This is a genomic window from Streptomyces sp. NBC_01016, assembly GCF_026341035.1.
Taxonomy (GTDB): Bacteria; Actinomycetota; Actinomycetes; order Streptomycetales; family Streptomycetaceae; genus Streptomyces.
This window is the reverse complement of the sequence record NZ_JAPEOQ010000002.1, coordinates 3,845,039-3,864,890: the sequence shown is the minus strand read 5'-3', so window position 1 is coordinate 3,864,890 and position 19,852 is coordinate 3,845,039. Positions and strand designations below refer to the sequence as shown.

The 19,852-nt window shown below is 71.6% G+C and carries 17 protein-coding genes; 4 read left to right on the top strand and 13 right to left on the bottom strand.

Translation table 11 applies throughout. The features are described from left to right. Positions 1-40 precede the first annotated feature (40 nt). From OG746_RS44330 to OG746_RS44295, 8 genes are all read right to left on the bottom strand, one after another. On the bottom strand, positions 41-2,452 hold the full coding sequence (locus OG746_RS44330; RefSeq protein WP_266725135.1) for a glycoside hydrolase family 95 protein: 2,412 nt from the start codon (positions 2,450-2,452) through the stop codon (positions 41-43). Then, complete coding sequence (locus OG746_RS44325; RefSeq protein ID WP_266725134.1) at positions 2,449-3,615, bottom strand: extracellular solute-binding protein; 1,167 nt, start codon at positions 3,613-3,615, stop codon at positions 2,449-2,451. Before OG746_RS44325 ends, OG746_RS44330 begins: the two co-directional genes overlap by 4 nt. 85 nt (positions 3,616-3,700) lie before the next feature. Further along, entirely contained in the window at positions 3,701-5,611 is a 1,911-nt protein-coding gene (locus OG746_RS44320) for a right-handed parallel beta-helix repeat-containing protein (RefSeq protein ID WP_266725132.1), read from the bottom strand. A gap of 72 nt (positions 5,612-5,683) precedes the next feature. After that, entirely contained in the window at positions 5,684-6,451 is a 768-nt protein-coding gene (locus OG746_RS44315; RefSeq protein ID WP_323179752.1) for an RraA family protein, read from the bottom strand. A 38-nt stretch (positions 6,452-6,489) separates the two neighbouring features. Next, positions 6,490-8,433, bottom strand: a complete 1,944-nt coding sequence (locus OG746_RS44310; protein ID WP_266725130.1) for a DUF8034 domain-containing protein — start codon at positions 8,431-8,433, stop codon at positions 6,490-6,492. A gap of 2 nt (positions 8,434-8,435) precedes the next feature. Then, on the bottom strand, positions 8,436-9,347 hold the full coding sequence (locus OG746_RS44305) for a carbohydrate ABC transporter permease (RefSeq protein ID WP_266725128.1): 912 nt from the start codon (positions 9,345-9,347) through the stop codon (positions 8,436-8,438). Then, positions 9,344-10,273, bottom strand: a complete 930-nt coding sequence (locus tag OG746_RS44300; protein WP_266725126.1) for a carbohydrate ABC transporter permease — start codon at positions 10,271-10,273, stop codon at positions 9,344-9,346. The genes OG746_RS44305 and OG746_RS44300 overlap by 4 nt, the downstream gene beginning before the upstream one ends. 41 nt (positions 10,274-10,314) lie before the next feature. Further along, the gene (locus tag OG746_RS44295; protein WP_266725124.1) at positions 10,315-11,619 is read right to left on the bottom strand and encodes an ABC transporter substrate-binding protein; all 1,305 of its coding nucleotides are present in this window, start codon (positions 11,617-11,619) and stop codon (positions 10,315-10,317) included. Positions 11,620-11,819: 200 nt separating this feature from the next. Here OG746_RS44295 and OG746_RS44290 point away from each other — a divergent pair, with 200 nt between their 5' ends. Continuing rightward, on the top strand, positions 11,820-13,037 hold the full coding sequence (locus tag OG746_RS44290) for an FCD domain-containing protein (RefSeq protein WP_266725122.1): 1,218 nt from the start codon (positions 11,820-11,822) through the stop codon (positions 13,035-13,037). A 42-nt stretch (positions 13,038-13,079) separates the two neighbouring features. Here OG746_RS44290 and OG746_RS44285 read toward each other — a convergent pair whose 3' ends face one another. The 3 genes from OG746_RS44285 to OG746_RS44275 all read right to left on the bottom strand — a co-directional run bounded on the left by OG746_RS44285 (position 13,080) and on the right by OG746_RS44275 (position 16,229). Next, positions 13,080-14,288, bottom strand: a complete 1,209-nt coding sequence (locus OG746_RS44285) for a hypothetical protein (protein WP_266725121.1) — start codon at positions 14,286-14,288, stop codon at positions 13,080-13,082. A 9-nt stretch (positions 14,289-14,297) separates the two neighbouring features. Then, positions 14,298-15,809, bottom strand: coding sequence for a pectinesterase family protein (locus tag OG746_RS44280; RefSeq protein WP_266725119.1), 1,512 nt, complete (start codon positions 15,807-15,809; stop codon positions 14,298-14,300). 87 nt (positions 15,810-15,896) lie between these two features. Beyond that, positions 15,897-16,229: a YkvA family protein gene (locus tag OG746_RS44275; protein ID WP_266725117.1), complete on the bottom strand. Its 333-nt coding sequence runs from the start codon at positions 16,227-16,229 to the stop codon at positions 15,897-15,899. Positions 16,230-16,372: 143 nt separating this feature from the next. Between OG746_RS44275 and OG746_RS44270 the strand changes: the two genes are divergently transcribed. Beyond that, the gene (locus OG746_RS44270; protein WP_266725115.1) at positions 16,373-16,543 is read left to right on the top strand and encodes a hypothetical protein; all 171 of its coding nucleotides are present in this window, start codon (positions 16,373-16,375) and stop codon (positions 16,541-16,543) included. A 25-nt stretch (positions 16,544-16,568) separates the two neighbouring features. Here OG746_RS44270 and OG746_RS44265 read toward each other — a convergent pair whose 3' ends face one another. Next, the gene (locus tag OG746_RS44265) at positions 16,569-17,063 is read right to left on the bottom strand and encodes a DUF5709 domain-containing protein (RefSeq protein WP_266725113.1); all 495 of its coding nucleotides are present in this window, start codon (positions 17,061-17,063) and stop codon (positions 16,569-16,571) included. A gap of 312 nt (positions 17,064-17,375) precedes the next feature. Between OG746_RS44265 and OG746_RS44260 the strand changes: the two genes are divergently transcribed. Beyond that, the gene (locus OG746_RS44260; protein WP_266725112.1) at positions 17,376-17,735 is read left to right on the top strand and encodes a Ser-Thr-rich GPI-anchored membrane family protein; all 360 of its coding nucleotides are present in this window, start codon (positions 17,376-17,378) and stop codon (positions 17,733-17,735) included. Here the strand turns inward: OG746_RS44260 and OG746_RS44255 are convergent. Further along, positions 17,710-18,930: an MFS transporter gene (locus OG746_RS44255; RefSeq protein WP_266725110.1), complete on the bottom strand. Its 1,221-nt coding sequence runs from the start codon at positions 18,928-18,930 to the stop codon at positions 17,710-17,712. The genes OG746_RS44260 and OG746_RS44255 overlap by 26 nt on opposite strands. Before the next feature lie 71 nt (positions 18,931-19,001). Between OG746_RS44255 and OG746_RS44250 the strand changes: the two genes are divergently transcribed. Continuing rightward, positions 19,002-19,772 (top strand): AraC family transcriptional regulator, encoded by a 771-nt coding sequence (locus tag OG746_RS44250; RefSeq protein ID WP_266725109.1) that lies wholly within the window; start codon positions 19,002-19,004, stop codon positions 19,770-19,772. The last annotated feature ends 80 nt before the right edge of the window (positions 19,773-19,852 follow it).

The following is a 19,852-nucleotide window of genomic DNA, read 5'->3' as shown; positions in this document are numbered from 1 at the left end:
GAAGGGTGTTACGGGAGTGGCTACGCCGTACGCGGCGGGGCTACGCCTTGCGCGGCACGATCCGGTACGCACCGTTCTTGCGCGTCGCACAGACGACGACGTTCGCCTCGGGGCGTTCGACCCGGTCGGCGCCTGCCACGTCGACCGGCCGGTCGGTGCGCAGCCGCAGTTCACGGCCCTGGAGCGAGCGGACGCTCGCGGCGGTGAGGGCGCCGTCCGCCCAGTGCGCGTCGAGCTCGAAGCCGCCGCGCGCCCGCAGCCCGCGGAAGGAGCCCGTCGGCCACGCGCTCGGCAGCGTGGGCAGCAGCTCCACCTCGTCGGCGTGGCTCTGCAGCAGCATCTCGGTGATGCCGGAGACACCGCCGAAGTTTCCGTCGATCTGGAACGGCGGGTGCAGGTCGAACAGGTTGGGCGCGGTGCGCGCCGGGGTGAGCAGGTCGGCGAGGTGCTTGTAGGCACGCTCGCGGTCGAGCAGCCGCGCCCACATGTTGATCTTCCAGGCGAGGGACCAGCCCTGTCCGGCGGTGCCGCGCAGCTCCAGGCTCTTGACCGCCGCCGCGGCGAGGTCGGGCGTGGTGCGCGGGGTGATCTGCGCGCTGGGGAACAGGCCGTACAAGTGGGAGACATGGCGGCTGCGGACCGTCGCGGCCTCCTCCCAGTCGACGAGCCACTCCTGGATCTGGCCGAGGTACCCGATGCGGGTGGGCGCGAGCCGTTCGCGCGCCTCGGCCACCCGTTCCCGCAGGCCGGAGTCCGTGTCGAGGACGCGGGCCGCCTGCCGGTAGGCGTCGAAGAGGTCGCGCAGCAGCTGCATGTCCATGGTGGGTCCGGCGCAGATGCTGACGGACTCGCCCTCGTCCTGGTGGTGGGTGACCTCGGGCGACTGCGAGGGGTTGGTGATCAGCCAGCCGTGCTCGGACTCCTGGGTGAGGGTGTCGAGGAAGAACTCCACCGCGCCCTTGAGGACCGGGTAGTCGGCGCGCAGCGCCGCCTCGTCGCCGGTGAACCGGTAGCGCTCCCACAGCATCAGGGACAGCCAGGCGCCGCCGGTGGGCCACATGCCGTACTGGGCGAAGTCCACGGGGGCGGTGCCGCGCCAGGCGTCGGTGTTGTGGTGGGTGACCCAGCCGCCCGCGCCGTAGTGCAGTTTCGCGGTGCGGGCGCCGTTCTCGGCCAGTTCGTGGATCATCGTGGCGGCCGGTTCCCAGCACTCGGCGAGGTTGGCGGGGCCGGCCGGCCAGTAGTTCATCTCGAAGTTGATGTTGACGGTGTACTTGGACTCCCAGGCCGGGGCCATGCTGTCGTTCCACAGGCCTTGCAGGTTGGCGGCCTGGCCCGGCGCGCGCGAGCAGGAGATCAGCAGATAGCGGCCGTACTGGAAGTAGAGAGCGGCGAACTGCGGGTCCTTGCCGTCACCGAACTGCCCGATCCGCTCGTCCGTGGGCAGCAGGGTCCGCTCGGATGTGCCGAGGTCGAGGGCGACACGGCCGAACATCCGCCGGTAGTCGGCCACATGGCGTTCGCGGAGCTTCCCGTACGGGGTGGCGGCCGCCGGGTCGAGGTGGCGGCGGGCGCGCTCGGCCGGATCGGCGTCGACGTCCAGGTAGTTGCGGTAGCTGGTGGCCAGGGAGACGACGAGGGTGACCGCGTCGGCGCCGGTCACCGTGAGGGTTCCGGACGGGTCGGTGCGGACGCCGCCACCGTCGGCCACCGCGCGTACGGTGGCACGGAACCGGACGGTGCCGTCGCGCCCTTGCCACGGTCCGCTGACGCCGTCCAGGGCGATGGTCCGGGCGTCGACGGCCGAACTCCCGGCCGCTTGCGGGGTGTTGAACGACGCCGTGAAGCCGACGACTCCTGGTGTGTCGGCAGTGAGGCGTACGAGGATGACCTGGTCGGGGGCGCTGGCGAGGACCTCGCGGGTGTGGCGCACGCCGCCACGGGTGTAGCGGACGCGGGCCAGCGCGGAGGTCAGGTCGAGTTCGCGCTCGTAGTCGGTGACGTCGCCGCTTCCGGCGAGGGCGAGGTCGAGGGTGCCGAGGACCTGGTAGGCGGCCTGTTCGCTCGGGCTGCCCATGAAGTGCGCGTCGACGAGCTGTTGGGCCTGGTGCCACTTCTCGGCGAGGATCAGGCGGCGGATCTCGGCGAGGTGGTCGACGGCGTCGGGGCGGTTGTAGTCGTGGGGGCTGCCCGCCCACAGGCTGTCCTCGTTGAGCTGGAGGTGTTCGGTGTCGGTGCCGCCGTACACCATGGCGCCGATCCGGCCGTTGCCGACGGGCAGGGCCTCGAGCCACTCCTCGGCGGGGGCGCGATACCACAGCCGTAACGGGTTGTCGGGGTCCGGCGGAGCGGACGCGGTGGTGGTGGCCGCGGCGGCTGTGCGGGGCAGGGCGGTGGCGGCTGCCGTGCCGCCCGCCACCGCGAGCACGCCGCGTCTGCTGACGTCTCTCATGTGCAACTCCCCTGTCGGTACAGTCTGTTGAGGTCGTTCACGACGGCTGCCGGCGCGCGGTGCTCGACGAGTGCGGCGCGCAGCAGCTCGGACGCGGCGTGCTGGAAGGCCGGGAAGCCTGGGTGGTTCGGGAGGATCCACGCCGTCTCCACGGTGTCGAGGGTGGCGCGGTAGAAGCCGCCCCAGCGGCGGCCCGCGCGGGCGTCGGCCCAGGCGGCACGGGCCGCCGGCTGGGCGCCGGTGACCGGGAAGAGGCCGCACTGGACGGGGTCGGCGAGCAGCCGCACGAGATGGTCGCGCAGTGCCTCCCGGATCAGTGGGTCGTGTGCGCGGCGCCGCGACACCGCGAGCCCGGTGCCGGCGAGGACACCGCGGGCCGCGGGCGGCGCACCGAAGGCGAGCGGGTGGCGGCCGCTGCGGGTGGCGGTGGCGCACCCCGGGATCAGCGGGCAGTACACGGGCCCGTCGCCCTGTGCCAGCGCCTCCAGAACGGTACGCGGACCGCGGTGCCACAGGCGCGGGTCGCTGCGGGCGACCAGCTCGGCGAGCCGTTCCAGGGCGCGCACCCCGCCCTCGCGGGAGACGAACTCCGCTCCCTCGCCCAGGCGTTCACCCTCACTCAGGCACAGGGCGCTCAAGGTGAGAAGAGCGTGTTCTCCGCCGAGGCACACGGTGAGCGGCACGGCGGACGTGACCACGTCGTCCCAGGTGGTGGGGAGCGGCGCGGCGGTCGTCAGGTCCGCGCGCACGGCGGACATCTGCGCGCTCACATGGTAGGGCACGGCCCACGCCCGGCCGGCGCGCTGGTAGGCGGCGAACGCGGGCCCGATCGCGCCCGCCCGCCACCGCTCCAGCGCCGCGGCGCCGACCAGCTCGTCCACCGGCACCAGACACCCGGCGGCGACGGCATCCCCGAGGTCGGCGTGGTCGACCGTCAACAGGTCGTAGTTCGCGGCGAGTTGCTCGACCGGGGGCCCGCCCGCCGTCCAGGCGTCCCACACCACGGGCAGGCCGACGGTCTCACAGCCCGGCGGCAGTCCCGCGTCGATCCGGGAGAGTTCGGTGAGCGGCGACGGGGTCCCCGCCTTGTCCCGGCTGACACCGCGCAGCGCGTCGGTCGTGGTGGGCGGCGCCTCGATGGGGCTGCTCGACGTGGGATTCATACGGACTCCTGCACAAGAGCGGTGCGTTGACTGGGGTGACGGGCGGGCCCCGAGAGCCGTCGGGCCCGCCCGCCGGTCGCGCGCGTCAGTCCTGTGCCGTACCGGGCTTCGGGTACGGGAACGAGTCCTTGACGCCGATCTTGTCGTACTCCATGCGGGAGGCGTCGAAGCCGTCCTCCCAGTCACCGTTGGTGACCTTGTTGCACTGGTAGGCCTGGTACTTCTGGTCGGTCACCTTGCCGACCTGCACGTTCGAGATGGCCCAGCCGCAGCCGCCCGCGTCCATGTGCACGCCGCGGGTGCCGGAGTCCGGCATGGAGGCGTCCGGGATGACATCACCGATCACGACCTGGTTCAGGGAGTTGACGATCGGGTGGTCCTCTGGATCGTTCTGCAGGCCGTACGTGTAGAAGGCGCCCATGTCGCCACTGTCCAGGCCGGTGTTCTCCAGGCGGACGTAACTGATCTTGTTGCCGTCGGTGTAGGTCTGGCCGTTGGTGGCGACCTCGGGGCGGCTGCGCAGGCTGATGCCGTAGCGGGCGCTGTGGTTGACGACGACATGACTGACCGTGTTGCGTCCGGTGTCCTGCAGTTCGATGCCGGAGGCGTCGCCGGGCACCAACTCGCCGACGTGGTCGATGAAGAGGTTGGTGAAGGTGTTCTCGTGCGCGACGTCGCCCTCACCCGGATAGGGGCCCTCGACGCGGATGCCGTCGGCGCCGAGCCGTTCCAGCAGGCTGTCCGCGACGCGTACGTGATCGTTCGCGGTGAGCAGGTAGATCGCGGTGAACCCGGTGTCGGTGATGTGCATGCGGCTCAGGTCGATGCCGGTGGTGTTGGTGAGCCGGATCGCACCGAAGCGATTGCGGGGCATCTCGATCTGCCGGTCGTACGTGGGGTACTCGTGCACCACGCCGGAGTCGCCGGACTCGTTCCAGCCGTACCGGTACCAGTCGGGGAAGTCGGTCTGCGTGACACCGAGCCCGTCGAAGGACACGTCGTGCAGCCGCTTGCTCTGTGACGAACCCGCCAGGTCAAGCACGGTCTTCACGACGGGCCTGCGCACCTCCGCCTTCGCGATGTCGCCGCCCTGCGGCTTGTAGTAGAGGTAGCCGCCCTTACGGTCGGCATACCACTCGCCGGCCTGGTCGAGGAAGTCGATCGAGTTCTCCAGGAAGTACCTGGAGCCGCCGCCGCTGTTGTGGAGCGCGAAGCGGGTCGGGTACTTGAAGGTGAGCTGGCTCTTCTTCATGTTGTAGTCGCGGATGTCGACCGTGTCGGTGAACCACGACCAGCTGCCGCCCGACCAGACGGTCACCCGTCCCTGGCTCATGTCCCAGTCCGGGTTCCAGTCACCGGGGTTGGCCCACAGCCAGGTGTGCACCGCCTCGTAGGTCGGCTCGGGCAGGTAGGACTTCAGGTACGGCGCCCACTCGTCGGCCGACTTCCGGTTGGGGTAGCGGGCGTTGGTGGCCCGCTGACCGTCGTCGTACAGCGTGTAGAAGGGCTGGTCGACCGGGACCTTGGCGCGGTAGACGCCGTCCTTGTACGCCTCCCAGCCGGTCACCGGGACGGAGCCGGTCAGCCGGGCCTTGCCCGGTCCGTCCACGCTCCGGTAGACGACCTTGTGGCCGCCGGCGCCTGAGTCGCGCTCGTCGAGGCCGATCGCCTTGCCCACCGGGTAGTCCCCGGCCCGCAGGTTGACCTCGATGTCGCACTTCATGCGGCCGGGGCGGTTGAGGCCCTTGTCGCGGATCTCGTCGCGGGCCCGGGTCACGGTCTTGAACGGGCTCTGCTCGGTGCCCTTCGCCTTGTCGTTGCCGTCCGTCGCGACGAACAGCTTGGTGGGGCTGCAGTCGCCGGCGGCGTCGGCCGACAGGGTGCCGGGCAGTGTGACTCCCGCGGCGAGCAACAGCCCGGCGGCGCCGAGCAGGCCGAGTCTGGGGAGCCGGGTGATTCTGAGACGTGCTGCGGCGGTGACGGATGTGCGGGTCACGGGGTCTCCTTGCCACGTGGACGGTCGTACGGGTCCGTGTCTGCGCGCGTGGTCGGTGCTCGGGTGCGTCGCTCACCCCCTCCCGGCGGCGCGCCAGCGCTCGTACTCGGCGCGGGTGTCGGGGGTGAGCGGGTAGTAGTCGGTCAGGGCGCCGCCCTCCTCGATGCGGGCGCGGCTGAAGCGCTCCCACTGCTCGTGGTCGCGGGCGGCGGCGATGACGTCGGGGGCGGTGCGCCGGGGCACGACGACGGGGCCGTCGTCGTCGGCGACGAGCAGGTCGCCGGGCAGGGCGAGGACGCCGCCGCAGGCCACGGGCACGTCGTAGGCCCAGGGGAAGAGTTCGGCCTGGGAGGCGTAGTGCGGGGTGACGCCCGTGGACCAGATCGGCACGCCGGTCTCCCGGACGCGTGGCGCGTCACGGAAGCAGCCGTCGATGACGAGGCCCGCGCCTCCTTTCTGCTGGAAGTAGCGCACCAGCATGTCGCCGAAGCAGCCGGTGCTCTGCGAGCCGTAGGCCTGCACGACGAGGACGTCGCCGGGCTCGATGGTCTCCAGTACGGCCCACAGGGCGGTGTACCGCTCGACGTACTCCTGGCCCAGGCCCGAGGCGATGTCCTCGCGCTGCGGCATGAACTGCAGGGTGCGCACCCTGCCCGCGATCTTCTGTCCGGGGCGCAGCGGGCGCGGCCCGCTGACGAAGGTGCGGCGGATGCCCTGCGCGTGGAGTTTGGCGCAGGCGGTGGCGGAGGACACGGTGGCCAGGGCCTTGACCATGTCGCTGTCGGCGGGGGCGGGCATGGGGCCGCGTTCGGGCAGGTCCCAGATGGGGTCGTCGGCCACGAAGTCTCCTTTGGAGGGGGGTGGGGCGGAAGCGGGGGTCAGCGGGTGGGGACGGCGGCCTGGTGTGCGGGCCGCCGGTGGCGCGGTGTGAGGCGGAGGTCGAGGCGGATGCGGCGGCCGGGTGGCAGCTCGACGGTCACGTGGCCCGCGTCGACCGGGAGTTCGGCGGTGCGGGTGGTGACGTCGGGCGCGGTGTAGGAGCGCGGGTCGCCCGGGTGTCCGGGTTCGGCGGTCTCGGTGCGTACCGTGTCGATGCGGTCCTCGCCGAAGGCTCCGGCCTGTACGACGACGGTGCGCGGGTGGGTGTGTCCGGTGTGGACGAGCTCCAGGCGCACTCGGTCGGGGGTGACGGTGTCGACCAGGGCGGCGACGTCGGGCGGCAGTCCGGGGCGGCCCCGCCGCTCGTCCCAGTAGGCGATCCGGGTGGGCAACAGGCCGCCGTTGTAGAGGACTTGGGGCGTGCCGGTGGTGAGCTGGAGGAGCGCCTCGGTCAGGACGGGGTTGACCCGCTGCCAGTGGTGGATGTGGAGGTCGGCCGGGTCCGTGGGGTCGGTGGCGATGAGTTCCATGCGGCGGGCGGCCTGCCCGAGGGCGACGCGCTGGATCTCGGCCGGGTAGTCGGGGTTGTCGCCGGCGAGGTAGGCGAGCCAGGGTGCCTCGTGGCCGCCCTCCTCCTTGTTGCGGAAGGCGCGTACGGTGCGCCAGTCATAGCCGGAGGCCTTGCGGATACGGGCGAGGCGTTCGCGGTCGGCGTCGGCGCCGGAGGCGTGCCAGAGCCACAGCGGCAGGGCGAGTTGGGGTGGCTGGTGGTCGAACCAGCCGTCGTCCGCGTACCGGTTGGGCACGAGGAGGGTGGGCCGGTCGGCGTCCTCGCCGAGTTCGGCGTGCCAGCGGTCGCTGATGCTCATGTCGGTGCCGGTGACGGGTGCCTCGACGGCGTGGGCGAGGACCTCGTCGAGTGGGGCGCGGCCGAGGTCGAGCAGTTCGTCGGCGCCGCCGAGCAGCGCGGCGTTGAGGGAGGCGACCGCGGCGGCGTTGCCGACGCTGTACAGGCCGTGCGGCCAGCTCCAGCCGTACAGGCCGCCGTACCAGCGCCCGCCGTGCAGTTCACCGACGGTCCCGCTCGGGCCGACGTTGTCGGGGAGGACGCCGCCGCGCGCCGCGGCCCGCTCGTGCCAGGCGCCGAGGTAGTCGAGGGCCCAGTCGCGGTAGCGGTCGTCGTGGTCGTACAGCCAGGCGTTGACGGCGAGGCTGGTGGCGGCGAGGTCGACGGCGGTGTCGCCGTGACCGATCCGGGCGTTCATGGCCTCGCCCATGCGGCGGGCGTTGTCGGGGTCGGTGAGGTCGTCCCAGGCGGTGATGGCGTCGAGGTCGCGCAGCGGGAGGCCGAAGGGCCGCATGACCGCGAGGTCCGCCCCGTACGTGGCCCATTCCTTCTGCAGTCCGGGGCGGGGGCCCGCACCGCCGTTGTGCGGGGCGCGGATGATGCGGGCGGCGGGGTCGTAGTTCCCGGCCGGGGAGCCGGGCAGGTACAGGTCGGCGAACTTGTGGGCGCGGGCGCGGAATTCCGGGTCGGCCGGGTCGGCGGCGCAGATCCCGTAGAACAGCAGCATGGACTCGCCGAGGTGGAACCAGTCGTAGCCGCGCTCGAACTCGTCGACGACCAGGCCGAGTTCGGTGAGCTGGGCGGTGACGCCCCGCCAGTGGTGCTTCGCGGCGTCGAGCAGCTCGTCGGAGCCGCCGAGTCGGTAGAGGACGGGCCAGTTGAAGAACGCCTCGTAGAAGTCGTCGCCGCCGTCGCGGTCGGCGACGGGACCGGCGTAGCGCAGGCTGCCGTCGGGTGCGCAGTAGCGGGCGGCGAAGGCGCGCCAGGCGTCGTCGAGGACGTCGAACAGGCGACGCTGCAGGATCGCCCAGGCGGGCGGGGTGCCGACGGGGACGGTGGCGGTCAGCACGGTGGGCGGTCTGTCGGGATCGGTCACGGTCAGCCTCTCGTCGCGCCGGCCGTCAGGCCGCTGATGATGTGGCGTTGCATGAAGACGAAGAAGACGATCAGTGGGGCCACGGCGAGCAGCAGCGTGGGGAAGACGACCGTGTAGTCGGTCTGGTACTGGCTGACGGCCGCGTACACGCCGGTCGTCACCGTGTAGAGGCCGCTGCCGGGGCCGAGGATGATCTGCGGGTTCACGAAGTCGTTCCACACCGAGAAGGTGTTGAGAATGACCATGGTGGCGACGACGGGCCGCATCAGCGGGAAGACGACCCGCCAGAACGTGCGGATCGGGCCGCAGCCGTCGAGGGCCGCCGCCTCGTCGACCTCGCGCGGGATCGTCGTGATGTACCCGGCGTAGAGGAAGACGGAGAACGGCAGGGTGAGCACGGTCTCGAAGAGGACGAAGCCGCGCACCGTGCCCATCAGGCCGAGCGTCTTGAGGACGTAGACGACCGGGATGACGAGGACCTGGCTCGGGATGAAGGTGCCGGCGAGGAAGAACAGCATCAGGGCGCGGTAGCGGCGGCGCGCGCTGCGGGCGATGACGTAGGCGACCGGCCCGGCGAGCGCGATGGACAGGACGTTGACGCAGACGACGAAGAGGATGGTGACGGCGTAGCCCTTGACGAGGTCGAACTCCTCGCCGCGCAGGGCCTTTTGGAGGGGCTTCAGGGTGCCGTCGGTCGGGAGGCCGAAGGGGTCGGAGAGGATCTGCGGCTGCGCCTTGAAGGCGTTGACGACGAGGACGTAGAGCGGCACGAGCATGAACAGCGCGACGACCGTCAGGAACGTCAGGCGTGCGGTGCGGCCGGGGCCTCGCCGACGGGGCGTGTCCGCCTTCGCGGGGGCGGGCGGCTTCGGCGGGGCAGTCGCGGGCCGCTTGGGGAGGCTGTCGAGGCTCATGAGTACACCGCGCTTTCCCCGCGGCGGCGCAGCTGGGCCACGGCCAGGGCGAGTGCGGCCGTCACCACCATGAGCACCACGGACTGGGCGGAGCCGAGGCCGAGGCGGCCGTCGTGGAAGGAGTTCCAGAGGATGAGGTAGGCGAGTGTCTGCGTCTGCCCTGCCGGGCCGCCGCCGGTGAGCGAGACCACCAGGTCGTACGTCTTCAGGAGGGTCACCAGGGACAGCACGATGTTGATCGTGATCGACGGGCCGAGCGCCGGGAGCGTGACATGGCGCAGGATCTGCCACCTGCTCGCCCCGTCGATGCGGGCGGCCTCGGTCAGCGACCGCGGCACGGCCTGCAGCCCGGCCAGGTACAGCACCACGTTCACGCCGAACGCCGCCCATACGACGACGCACACGAGGACGGCGAGCGCCCACTGCGGGTCGGCGAGGAACGGCAGTACGTCGCCGCCGCGCGAGGTGATCAGGCCGTTGACGGCGCCGGTCGTGCCGAGGATCGCGCTCCAGAGGAAGCCGACGACCAGGGCGGACAGCACGTGCGGGTAGAACAGCACCATGCGGAAGAAGGTGTTGACGCGCGACTTCCCGTTCAGCAGGAGTGCGAAGCCGAGGCCGAGGACGTTCAGGCCGACGGTGCCGAGTCCGCCCAGGAGCAGGGTGACCCAGGCGGCCCGGCCCAGGTCCGGATCGTCCGCGAGCGCCGCGTAGTTGGCGCCGCCGACGAACGCGGGGCTCGCGCTGAAGCCGTCCCAGTCGGTAAGGCTGAGGTAGGCGGCCAGGCCCACCGGGACCGCGAGCAGCGCCGTGTACAGCACGGTCGCGGGCAGCACCATGACGGCGGTGGCCAGGCCCGCCCGGCGGTCGCGGGCGGTGCGCCGCCCGCGGCGCGGAGGCCGGCCGGCTTCGGTGACGGTGTGCATGGCATCCCTTCGGTGACGGTGGTCGGGCCGGGTGTCCGGGGTCAGGAGTGGTCCTTGACCCAGCGGTCGACGGCCTTGGCCACGTCCTCGGGCGAGCGGCCGGCGTACAGGCCCTGCACCTCGGTGTTCCAGGCGGTGTTGAAGCCCTTGGGCAGGGTGTCGTCGCCGTATCCCTCGCCCTGCGCGACCTTGTCGGGCGCGTCGTCGAGGATGTTCTGCACGTCCTGTTCGAGCGGGCTCAGCGCCCGCTCGGCGCCGGAGCGGAAGTTGCCGTCCTGCTTCAGCTGGGCGGTGACCGCCTTCTTGTCGGTGACGAGGAACTCGACGAGGTCGCGGGCGAGTTCCTTGCTCCCGGTGTTCTTGAGGATCATGTACGGGGCGGCGAGGGTGGCGCCTTGCGGGCCCGGGTAGCTCTGGCCCTTCTCGACGGGCGCGGCGAACACACCGACCTCGAAGTCCTTCTTCGCGGCGGCCTCGGCGGCGGTGAACCAGCTGCCCATCACGTACATGGCGGACTTGCCGGTGAGGAAGTTGGTCTCGCCGTCCGCGTACTTGACGCCCAGGGCGTTCTTGTCGATGTAGCCGCGGTCGATCCACGACTTGTAGAGGTTCAGGTACGGGCGCATCGACGAACCGACCGTCAGATCGCCGGAGTTGACCTTCCCGTACCAGTCGGGGTGGCGCCCGGCGAGCGCCGGGTCGGTGAACTGGAGCAGCTGGAGGCCGGTGGCGAAGTCGCCGGAGGTCTGCAGCGGCAGGTACCCGGCCTTCTTCAGCCTGCCCATGGCGGCCGTGAACTCGTCGAGATTCTCGGGGAGTTCACGGATTCCGGCCTTGGTGAAGGCGTCCTTGTTGTAGAAGACGAGCGACTGGGCCTGTTCACCGACGCCGACGGCGTGGACCCGGCCGTCGAGGGACGCCTCCTTCACCAGCGGGGTGTTCTTGGTCCACGCCTCGTCGGTGAGGTCGAGCATCTGGGGAGCGAGGGTCTTGTCCGGAAGCAGCGTCTCCACCACGTCCGGGGCGTCTCCCGCGGCGAGTTGTTGCTGCAGGGTGTCCGCGACACCCTTGCCGGTCGGCGCCTCGATCTTGACGTCGACGCCGGGATGGGCCTTCTCGAACGGTGCGACGAGGTCGTTCCAGAACTTCTTGGTCAGGTTCGGGGTGATGTTGACCAGGACGCGGACGGTGCGGTCGCCGTCACCCTCCCCGCCCTTGCCGTCGTCACCGCCGCCCGAGAAGCCACCGCCGCCGCAGGCGCCCACCGTCAGGAGCAGCGCCGCCGCCAGGCCCGTCCGGGCCAGGGTGCCGGTTCTTGCACTTGTTGCCGTTCGCCGGTTCCGCATGGGTTCTCCAGGTCGGCTCGGGGCGCCGGAGCGCACTGGACCAGCATGGTTTATTGGGTCAATAATCGAGCAACGATTACTTCATAAGTGCCTTGCGAAACAGCGTCAAGACGGTGCGCACACCCAAAAGTTGACGATGCCTCACGGGGCGCCGACGCCCGAACGAGTCAGAAGTCCGCGTTCTGCGAGGAGAGCAGCGCATGAGGGAGCAGCAGGAGTTCACGCCCCCGAGCGAGACGGATCGCACCGTGCTCAGCACGTGGACCCGGGACCCGTCGAGAACGTTGCGGCTGCGCAGTCGCATCGTCCTCGCACGCGCCGACGGCCTCTCCGTGCAGGAGGTCGCCCAGGATCTCGGGGTGAGCGCGGTGACAGTCACCAAGTGGGCGCGGCGGTATGCGGAGCGGGGGCTCGACGGCCTGGCGGACGCGCCGCGTTCGGGCCGTCCGCGCAGCTCGGTGCGGGCCGACGCGGAACGTCTGGTGGGCGCGGCGATCGAGCGGGAGGCGCGCGGCGAACCGGTTCCCTCGACCCGTGTCCTGGCGGAGCAACTGGGGCTCTCGCAGTCGACGGTGGCGCGGATCTGGCAGGAACAGTCAGCGTTGCGTTCGCGCATTCCGGGCCAGGAGGGGCGGGCCGACGCCGAACTCCTTGTGGCGCCGGCGAAGGATGGCGCACCCGCGACGGGAACGGCCTCGGCGCGCGCCGAGGGTTCCGGATCCGCGGCCGTCCCGGCTCCGGTCGCCCCCGTGGCGCCCCGCCAAACGACGCTCCCCCGACGGCTGCTCTCGGACCATGTCTACGCGTTGCTGCGCGACCTCATCGTGAGCGGTGAACTCGCGCCGGGGCAGCGGATCGTGGAGTCCGACATCGCCCGCAGAGTGGGCACCAGCCAGGCCCCCGCCCGTGAGGCGGTCAAGCGCCTGGCGCACGAGGGCCTGGTCAACTCCCAGCCACACCGCGGGACTTATGTCACCGAGGTCTCCGACGAGCAGGCCCGCGACGTGCGCGAGATCCGGGTGCTCCTGGAGATGTACGCGGCACGGCGCACCGCGGGGCGGCTCACCCAGGAGTTCGCGCACCGGCTGGAGCAGAGCGTGGAGGCGATGCGGTGCGCCGCCGACGACGGCAGCATCGGGGACTTCCGGGACGCCGACATGGCCTTCCACCGCACGGTCTGCGCCGCGTGCGGGAACGGCATCCTGCTGCGCCTGTGGCGCATCATCGAGCCGAACATGTGGGGCCTGCACGTGGTCAGCAACCCGCGCTACGGCGGCGACTGGCGGGCGATGGCCGAACTGCACGTCGAGTTGCTGGAGGCGCTGCGGGACGGCGAGCCGGCGGCGACGGCGGACCTGTTCGCGGCGCATGCGGCGGGTGAGGCGTCACGGTATCGGCGTGAGCACCCCGTGCCGTGACAGGCGGCGGGACCGGAACACGTGGTCCCGGCCCCGAGGCTGTCACGGCTGTCCGGCGCAGTTGGTGTCGAGGTCCCACCGGATCACGTCGAGCGCGTAGGGGCTGATGGTGTGCTCCTCGTGCGTGGCGTCCTCGAGCAGTTCCCAGTGCCCGTTGCCGATGACCTGGACGCGCTGGCGGACGACGGGCTCGTAGCTGCGGTGGCCGACGCCGTTGAAGCAGCAGGCGTCGAACCGGTTGAGGATCTGCAGCTGCCGCCGGTTCCGGCCGACCGCGGCGAGCGCGTACAGGTCCGGCCAGTCGCAGATGCCGTAGAACGCCGGGTGCCGGTCGAGCCGCTGCTCCCAGTCGCCGGTGGTGGGGCTCGGCTTGGGCGGGGCGGAGCGCAGGAAGAACGGCAGGGATCCGGCGGTCGGGTAACTACGGGTGACGCGGGGGTCGAGCGCCGGGTACACGGTGGTCGCCCAGCCGCCGCCGGAGAGCCCGATCATCTGCAGGGACGGCGGGTCGTAGGTGCGGCGCAGGTGGTTGACACCCAGGGCGAGCGGTTCGAGGAACAGCCGCAGGGTGGAGAACTCGGGCGTCTCCCACGGCTCGAACTCGTTGTGGTTCCCTACGGTGACGACGGTGTCGGGGTCGGTGGCGCTGCGCATCTCCTTCGGGTTCCAGTGGTACAGCGGCATGGCGCACAGCAGCACGCCGTATCCGGCGTCGATGAGCGCCTGGGCGGTGCGCTGCATCGTGTCGAGCGGCTCGCCGTGTCCGTTGTGATAGAGGGCGAACCGGCCGTGCGCGGCGGCCCTGCGCGGCAGCAGCAGATACATGTGGGTGAGCAGCCCGTAGGGCAGCTCCGCGGTGAGCCGATCGATACGACGCAACCCCGTGAAGGCGGGCAACTCCGGCGCGGCGACGCCCTGTTGGACCTTCGGCAGCGCGTCGGGCAGTTTCCCGTCCGCGGACTTCCACACCTCGGCGACCAGACGCTGCCGAAGCGGCGCGACGTCGTCCTCGCCGTGCACGGTCATCAGCTCTTCCACATCGACGCCCACGACCTGCTCGGGCAGCGCCTTGTAGTCGATGCTGTGGGCCCGCGCGATCTCCCGGTCGACCGGGGCCACCGGCCGTGACCGCGCCACCCCCGCCGCGGCCGTCTCCTGGGCGGACACGGCGGGGGCCGCGGCCCCGACCAGCACACCGGCACCCGTGGCACCCACCGCCGCGAGCAGACCTCTTCGCGTGGTCTCTGTCATGACGCTGCCTCACTTCCCGTCAGTACGTGTGGAGTCGGTGCGCGGGTCCCAGCCGTCGAGGAGTCGGGCCGGGTCGCGCCACTCGCGGGCCTCGGCGGCGGTGAGCTGCCGTGAGCAGGCGAGGCGCGCACTGGTGTCGACGGGCGCCCCGGTGAGGTCCTTGCTGCCGTACTCCCAGAACCTGAGCCCCTGCGCACTGCCGCAGTCGAAGCCGGTCAGCCCCCAGCCGACGGGCGCGATGTGCCGGTCCATGGCCGTGTCGATGAAGACGGCCTGGCTGGCCGGGAAGCGGCTGTCGATCCGGCTCAGCAGCACACTGCCGTCGGCCACCGAATCCGCCCGCGTGAGGCGGGTGTTGACGAAGACGTTGCCCGGACCATCGGCGGCGTTGCGGATCTGGCTGATGTACCCGATGTCGAGCGCCTTCAGCTCGGAGTTCTGGACGAAGACGCCGCCGGTGCCCCATACGAAGTCCACGTCGCCCTCGACATAGCTGTCGGTGACGAACGCGCGGCCCTGCAGTCGCAGGCTGTCCTGGAAGCTGACGACACGGACGTGGTCGAGGACGATCCGGTCGCCGTTGCCGCGGAACGCCTCGGCCTGCGAGCCGCCCTCGGGCGTCATGTTGTGCACGGTGGCGTCGCTGAGGCGGAAGTCGTCGGCGTCGACGCCGAACGCGGCGCGCCAGCAGTTGAACCGGTCGGGCTCCGGCAGCACGCGGCGCGGGCAGTAGCTCTGCTCGGGCGGCACGTCGCCCATCGCGCTGTCCCCGTTGAGCAGGTTGTTGTTGGGGTAGCCGATGACGGTGCGGCCCGCTCCCGCGCCGCGCACGCGCAGGTGCCGCCGGTCCTCGCCGACATACACGATCTCCCGGTACGTGCCGGGCGCGACATCGAGGGTGACCTTGCGGGTGTTGCCGTGCGGCACGAAGTCGACGGCGCCCTGCACGGTGCAGAAGTCTCCGCCGCCACGCGCGTCGACGCTGAGCTTCGTCGTACCGGGGTGGGGCCCGCGCGCGGTCCTGAAGCGCCAGGCGTCGGGTGAGGTGATGCCTGCGAACCCGACGAAGAAGCCCGCGTCGACGGTGACGTAGTACTCCTGGCCCGGCTCGAGCGGGTGGTGCGGCACGACGGTGGCCCCGCGCCCGTCCACGACCACGGGCTCGTACGTCCAGCGGTGCGGTTCACCGTACGCGGACCGGGCGTCGCCGACGGTCCGCTGGTCGGTCGCCGGGCCGGCGAGGTCGATGACGTCCGCGGCGCTGCCGTCCGCCCGGTGCACGGTCAGCCGGCCCTCCTTGCCGAGGTGGACGGTCGAGTCGAAGGCGAGACGCAGCGAGGTGTCGGCGCACACCCCGGCGTCCGTACCGGTGGGCGCGAGGGACACGGCGCGCCCGGATTCGACGGAGGCGGCGGCCGCCGGCGACGCCACGCCGAGAGGTATCAGGAGGACGGCTATCAGGGGTCCCGCCCGCAGTTGCGGGCGGATCGTGGACACGAGCTGACGGAACATCGATCGCATGGAACCTGCCCCTCATCTCTGGCATGCCTGTGGCATGCCAGAGATGGAAGCACATGGGCCACCGCCTGAGAAGCCCTGCTGCGGCGGTCAACTCTCCTTTGTGCGGCCCTGGTTGGAGACCGGTCCGGACAGGTCGGGCCCGTCGCCGCGCAGGCCCGAGCGGTGCGCGGCGGCGTGCAGCATCTTCAGGGCGAGCAGCAGGACGCCGATGTCGTCGAGGTAGATCGGGTCGGGCATCAGGTCGACCGGAGAGATCGTGTAGGCGACCGCGGCCCAGAACAGCGCCTTGTTGTGCAGCGGGATGCCGGCGTCGACAAGCAGTTTGCGCGCTTTGAACACCCGGACCAGGAGCACCACGACAACCACCAGCATCGCGAGTGCCGCGAGCGTGCCGAGAACGATCCACGTCGTGCTGTCCATGCCGGTCCCCCTGGGGCGTGCGGGCGAGACGTCCCAGGCTAGACGGTGTGGGGCGGGCACTCCCCCACGTGCGACGCACGGCTCGCCGGGCGAGGATGTGAGCCGAACACACAAGCGGGGGTCGTGAGGAGGAGGGGCCGACAGTGCTGATCTTCGTGGCCATGATCCTTGGTGGGATCGGCGTGGTCTGCATAGGCATCACGGCGCGGCGGATGGTGACGGGTGATGTCGCCCTCGGCCCGCCCATCCTGGCACTCGTGACGGCGTTCGCCGCCGCCGCGCTGATGCTGACGGCGACGGCCCTCGGTCACTGACCCGGGGCCCTGCCCCGTACGGATCTCAGGTCTCGTCGTCGACCACGTGCATGGCGGCCTCCTCCGCCGATGCCGCGCCCCCGCCGTAGCCGGCGTCCTGGGCCAGCATGTCCTTCTCGGCGTCCTCATGGGCGCCCTCGTCCGGTGCGATCAGGCGGCCGGCGCGCTCGGTGCCCACCTCTGAGTCCAGTGGTTCGCCGTCGCCGTCGCGCAGATCGCCCACGTCGTCACCGTCCTCCTCGCCGGACTCCAGCGCCTCGTACGCGTCGATGACGGGGTCGGGCCGCTCCTCCGCGAGGCGCTCGTCGAGCGTCTCGCCCGCCTGCCGCTCTGCCGCCGTGTTGCCGCTGTGCTCGACGGCCAGCGGGCGCTCGGGCGGCGACCATCCCTCGTCGTACGGATCGACGCCACGGTCGTTCAGGGTGTCCTCGATCTCGAGGATGCCCTCGTCGTCCCGCACGTCAGGGCCCGAGGGCTGATACACCTCGTCGCCCATGGCCGAGTCGCTGCGCTCGGTCATGCCGCGTCACCTCGTCTCCATGTTCCGTGTCACATATCCAGCGTGCACCAGTACGCGCCGCCCGGCCGCTTCGGGGGCCCTCGCGCGCGTGCGCGAGGATGCACCCGGGGGCCCCGATCCGTCGCGCCGACACCACCGGTTCGGGGACAGAACCGTCCCTCGTGGGGTGGGGCCTGCGGCCGAATGCTTGAGTCCGGCCGCGATTGCGGGAAGGAACCCTCTGTCAGCTTCCGTAACTCTCAGTCGACTCACGTTCACCATCCGCATCTGTTCGCAATCTGTCCCTTCGATACGACGGAACGAGGTCGTCGCATGCGCCGCACCGGATTCCTCTCTTTCGCCGCCGCCCCGCTCCTGGCCTTCGCGCCCATGGCCGAGCCGGCCCAGGCCCAGGCCCTGACCGTCACGGAGCCCGCCGCGGGCTCCGTGCACAGCTCGGGCGCCAGCATGTTCGTCACCTGGAACAACCCCACCGGCCAGAAGCTGGACATGTGGCTCGTCCGGGGCGACGCCCACCGCGTCGTGCAGCTCGCGTCGCGGCTGACCGCGGCGCCACGCAGTGAGACGTCCACCGTCCTGCCGAACGTGCCGGACGGCAACGGCTACGCGATCGAGCTCGTCAGCCGCGACGGCGGCGAGCGCGGCCTCAGCCCCTCGTTCTCGGTGGGCTGACCTCCTGCGGCGCCTTCGCCCGCGCCGGCAGCGGCAGCACCCCGACGACGAGCCCGGCGGCGGCCGCGACCATGCCGGTGACCACGACGCCCGGCCAGCCGCCCGCGCCCCACGCCACGGTGCCGACCAGCGAGCCGAGTGCGATCCCCAGGAAGCGCAGCGTGAAGTAGACGGTGTTGAGGCGGCTGTGCACGGCCGGGTCGAGGGTGAACAGGACGGTCTGGCAGACGGCCTGACCGCCCCACACGCCGACGTCGAGCACGATCACGCCCACGACGAGGGCCACGAGCGAGCCGCCCCCGGCCGGCAGCATGACCAGCCAGCCGACCAGCACGAGCGCGGTCAGCAGGGCGATCGCCCCGCGTCTGCCGAGCCGTTCCGCGCTCCGGCCCGCGTACGGCGAGGCGAGCGCGCTCACGGCGGCGACCAGGCCGAACATCCCGGCGGCGGTCGACCCGAGCCCATAGGTGTCCGTGACCAGGAACGTCAGGGTGGTCCAGAACGCGCCGAACGCGATGCCGACCAGCGCCCCGGACACCACGACCCGCGCCACGAGCGGCTGCCGGGCGAGGCCGGGCAGCGAGGCCAGTGCCGTCTTGTACGAGGCGGTGGCGCGCCCCTGCGACCTGGGCAGCCGGCGGGCGAGTACGCCCATGAGCGCCAGCGTGAGCAGGCAGGACGCGACGTACACGGTGCGCCATCCGGCGATCTCGGCGAGGGCGCCCGCGTACGCGCGCGAGGCGAGCACTCCGACGAGCAGGCCACCCTGCACCGCTCCGACGGTGCGCCCGCGGCCCGGCCCGCCCCCGCTTTCGTCGGCCAGGGCGACGGCGAGCGGGGTGATCAGCTGCGGCACCGGCGAGCACAGCCCGACGACGAAGCTGGCCACGGCAAGGAAGGTCACCGAGGGTGCGAGGGCGCAGGCGGCGAGGGCGACGGAGGAGGCCGTGCCGAGGGCGAGGATGATCCGGCGCCTGTCGTGGCTGTCGCCGGCCGGGACGACCAGCAGGATGCCGAGCGCGTAGCCGAGCTGGGTGGCGGTCGGCACCGCGCCCAGCGCGTCGGGGGACGTGCCGAGGGAGGCGGCGACCGAGCCGAGGATCGGCTGGCAGAGGTAGACGTTCGCGGCGGTCACGGCGCAGGTGACCGCGAGGAGGACCGTCAGGGCTTGGGTTCTGGGAGGTGCGGCGTTCACATACCGCGACGTTAGGGCGCAGACGGATGGCACACTTTCGTGGTCGGGCCAATATCTGTCGAGAGTGCGCCATGTACGGCAAGAGCGAGAATCGGGACGACTACCAGGACGTGCCGCGGCCCCTGGCCGCGATGGCCCGTGACCTGGCGGACGGGCATCACATCCCGCCGCACCACCACCGTCGCGCGCAGCTGATCTACGGCACCACGGGCGCCATCACGGTCACCACCGGGCACGGCACCTGGGTCGTCCCCGCCACCCGCGGCGCCTGGATCCCGGGCGGTCTCACCCACGCGATGACCTGCGCGGGGGCCGTGGCCATGCGCACCCTGTACATCGCCACCGACGCGGCCGTGAGCCTGCCCGACGCGCCCACCGTCGTCTCGGTCTCCCCGCTGCTGCGCGAGCTGATCGACGAGGCGACCCGGATCCCGGTGGAGTACGACCACGAGGGCCGCGACGGCGTCCTGATGAACCTGCTGCTGCACGAGCTCGCCCCGCACCCGGTGCCCGCGCTGCACCTGCCGACGCCGAACGACCCGCACCTCGACGCTTTGTGCGCGGCGATCCGGGAGCGGCCGGACGAACGCTGGACGACGGGGCAGGCGGCCGCGCACGCGCATCTCAGCGCGCGCAGTCTGCAGCGCCGGTTCGCGGCCGCGACGGGAATGAGCCTGGCCCGCTGGGTCCAGCAGGCCAGGCTCATCCACGCGGTGACGCTGCTCGCCAGGGGCGTGCCCGTCACCACGGTCTCCGGCGCGGTCGGCTACGCGACGCCCAGCGCGTTCACGGCGATGTTCCGCCGAGCGCTGGGCACGCCGCCGACCGCGTACTTCACCTGAGCACGTGCGCGTACCTCACCTGAAAGCGACAGATCATGCGCGCGTACGTCACTTGAGGCGACAGAGCACGCGCGCGTACG

What these genes read in the sequence shown, in the direction of transcription:
- OG746_RS44330 (WP_266725135.1), bottom strand. Translation starts at nt 2,452, where the DNA reads ATGAGAGACGTCAGCAGACGCGGCGTGCTCGCGGTGGCGGGCGGCACG.
- OG746_RS44325 (WP_266725134.1), bottom strand. Translation starts at nt 3,615, where the DNA reads ATGAATCCCACGTCGAGCAGCCCCATCGAGGCGCCGCCCACCACGACC.
- OG746_RS44275 (WP_266725117.1), bottom strand. Translation starts at nt 16,229, where the DNA reads ATGGACAGCACGACGTGGATCGTTCTCGGCACGCTCGCGGCACTCGCG.
- OG746_RS44290 (WP_266725122.1), top strand. Translation starts at nt 11,820, where the DNA reads ATGAGGGAGCAGCAGGAGTTCACGCCCCCGAGCGAGACGGATCGCACC.
- OG746_RS44285 (WP_266725121.1), bottom strand. Translation starts at nt 14,288, where the DNA reads ATGACAGAGACCACGCGAAGAGGTCTGCTCGCGGCGGTGGGTGCCACG.
- OG746_RS44250 (WP_266725109.1), top strand. Translation starts at nt 19,002, where the DNA reads ATGTACGGCAAGAGCGAGAATCGGGACGACTACCAGGACGTGCCGCGG.
- OG746_RS44280 (WP_266725119.1), bottom strand. Translation starts at nt 15,809, where the DNA reads ATGCGATCGATGTTCCGTCAGCTCGTGTCCACGATCCGCCCGCAACTG.
- OG746_RS44305 (WP_266725128.1), bottom strand. Translation starts at nt 9,347, where the DNA reads ATGAGCCTCGACAGCCTCCCCAAGCGGCCCGCGACTGCCCCGCCGAAG.
- OG746_RS44260 (WP_266725112.1), top strand. Translation starts at nt 17,376, where the DNA reads ATGCGCCGCACCGGATTCCTCTCTTTCGCCGCCGCCCCGCTCCTGGCC.
- OG746_RS44265 (WP_266725113.1), bottom strand. Translation starts at nt 17,063, where the DNA reads ATGACCGAGCGCAGCGACTCGGCCATGGGCGACGAGGTGTATCAGCCC.
- OG746_RS44295 (WP_266725124.1), bottom strand. Translation starts at nt 11,619, where the DNA reads ATGCGGAACCGGCGAACGGCAACAAGTGCAAGAACCGGCACCCTGGCC.
- OG746_RS44300 (WP_266725126.1), bottom strand. Translation starts at nt 10,273, where the DNA reads ATGCACACCGTCACCGAAGCCGGCCGGCCTCCGCGCCGCGGGCGGCGC.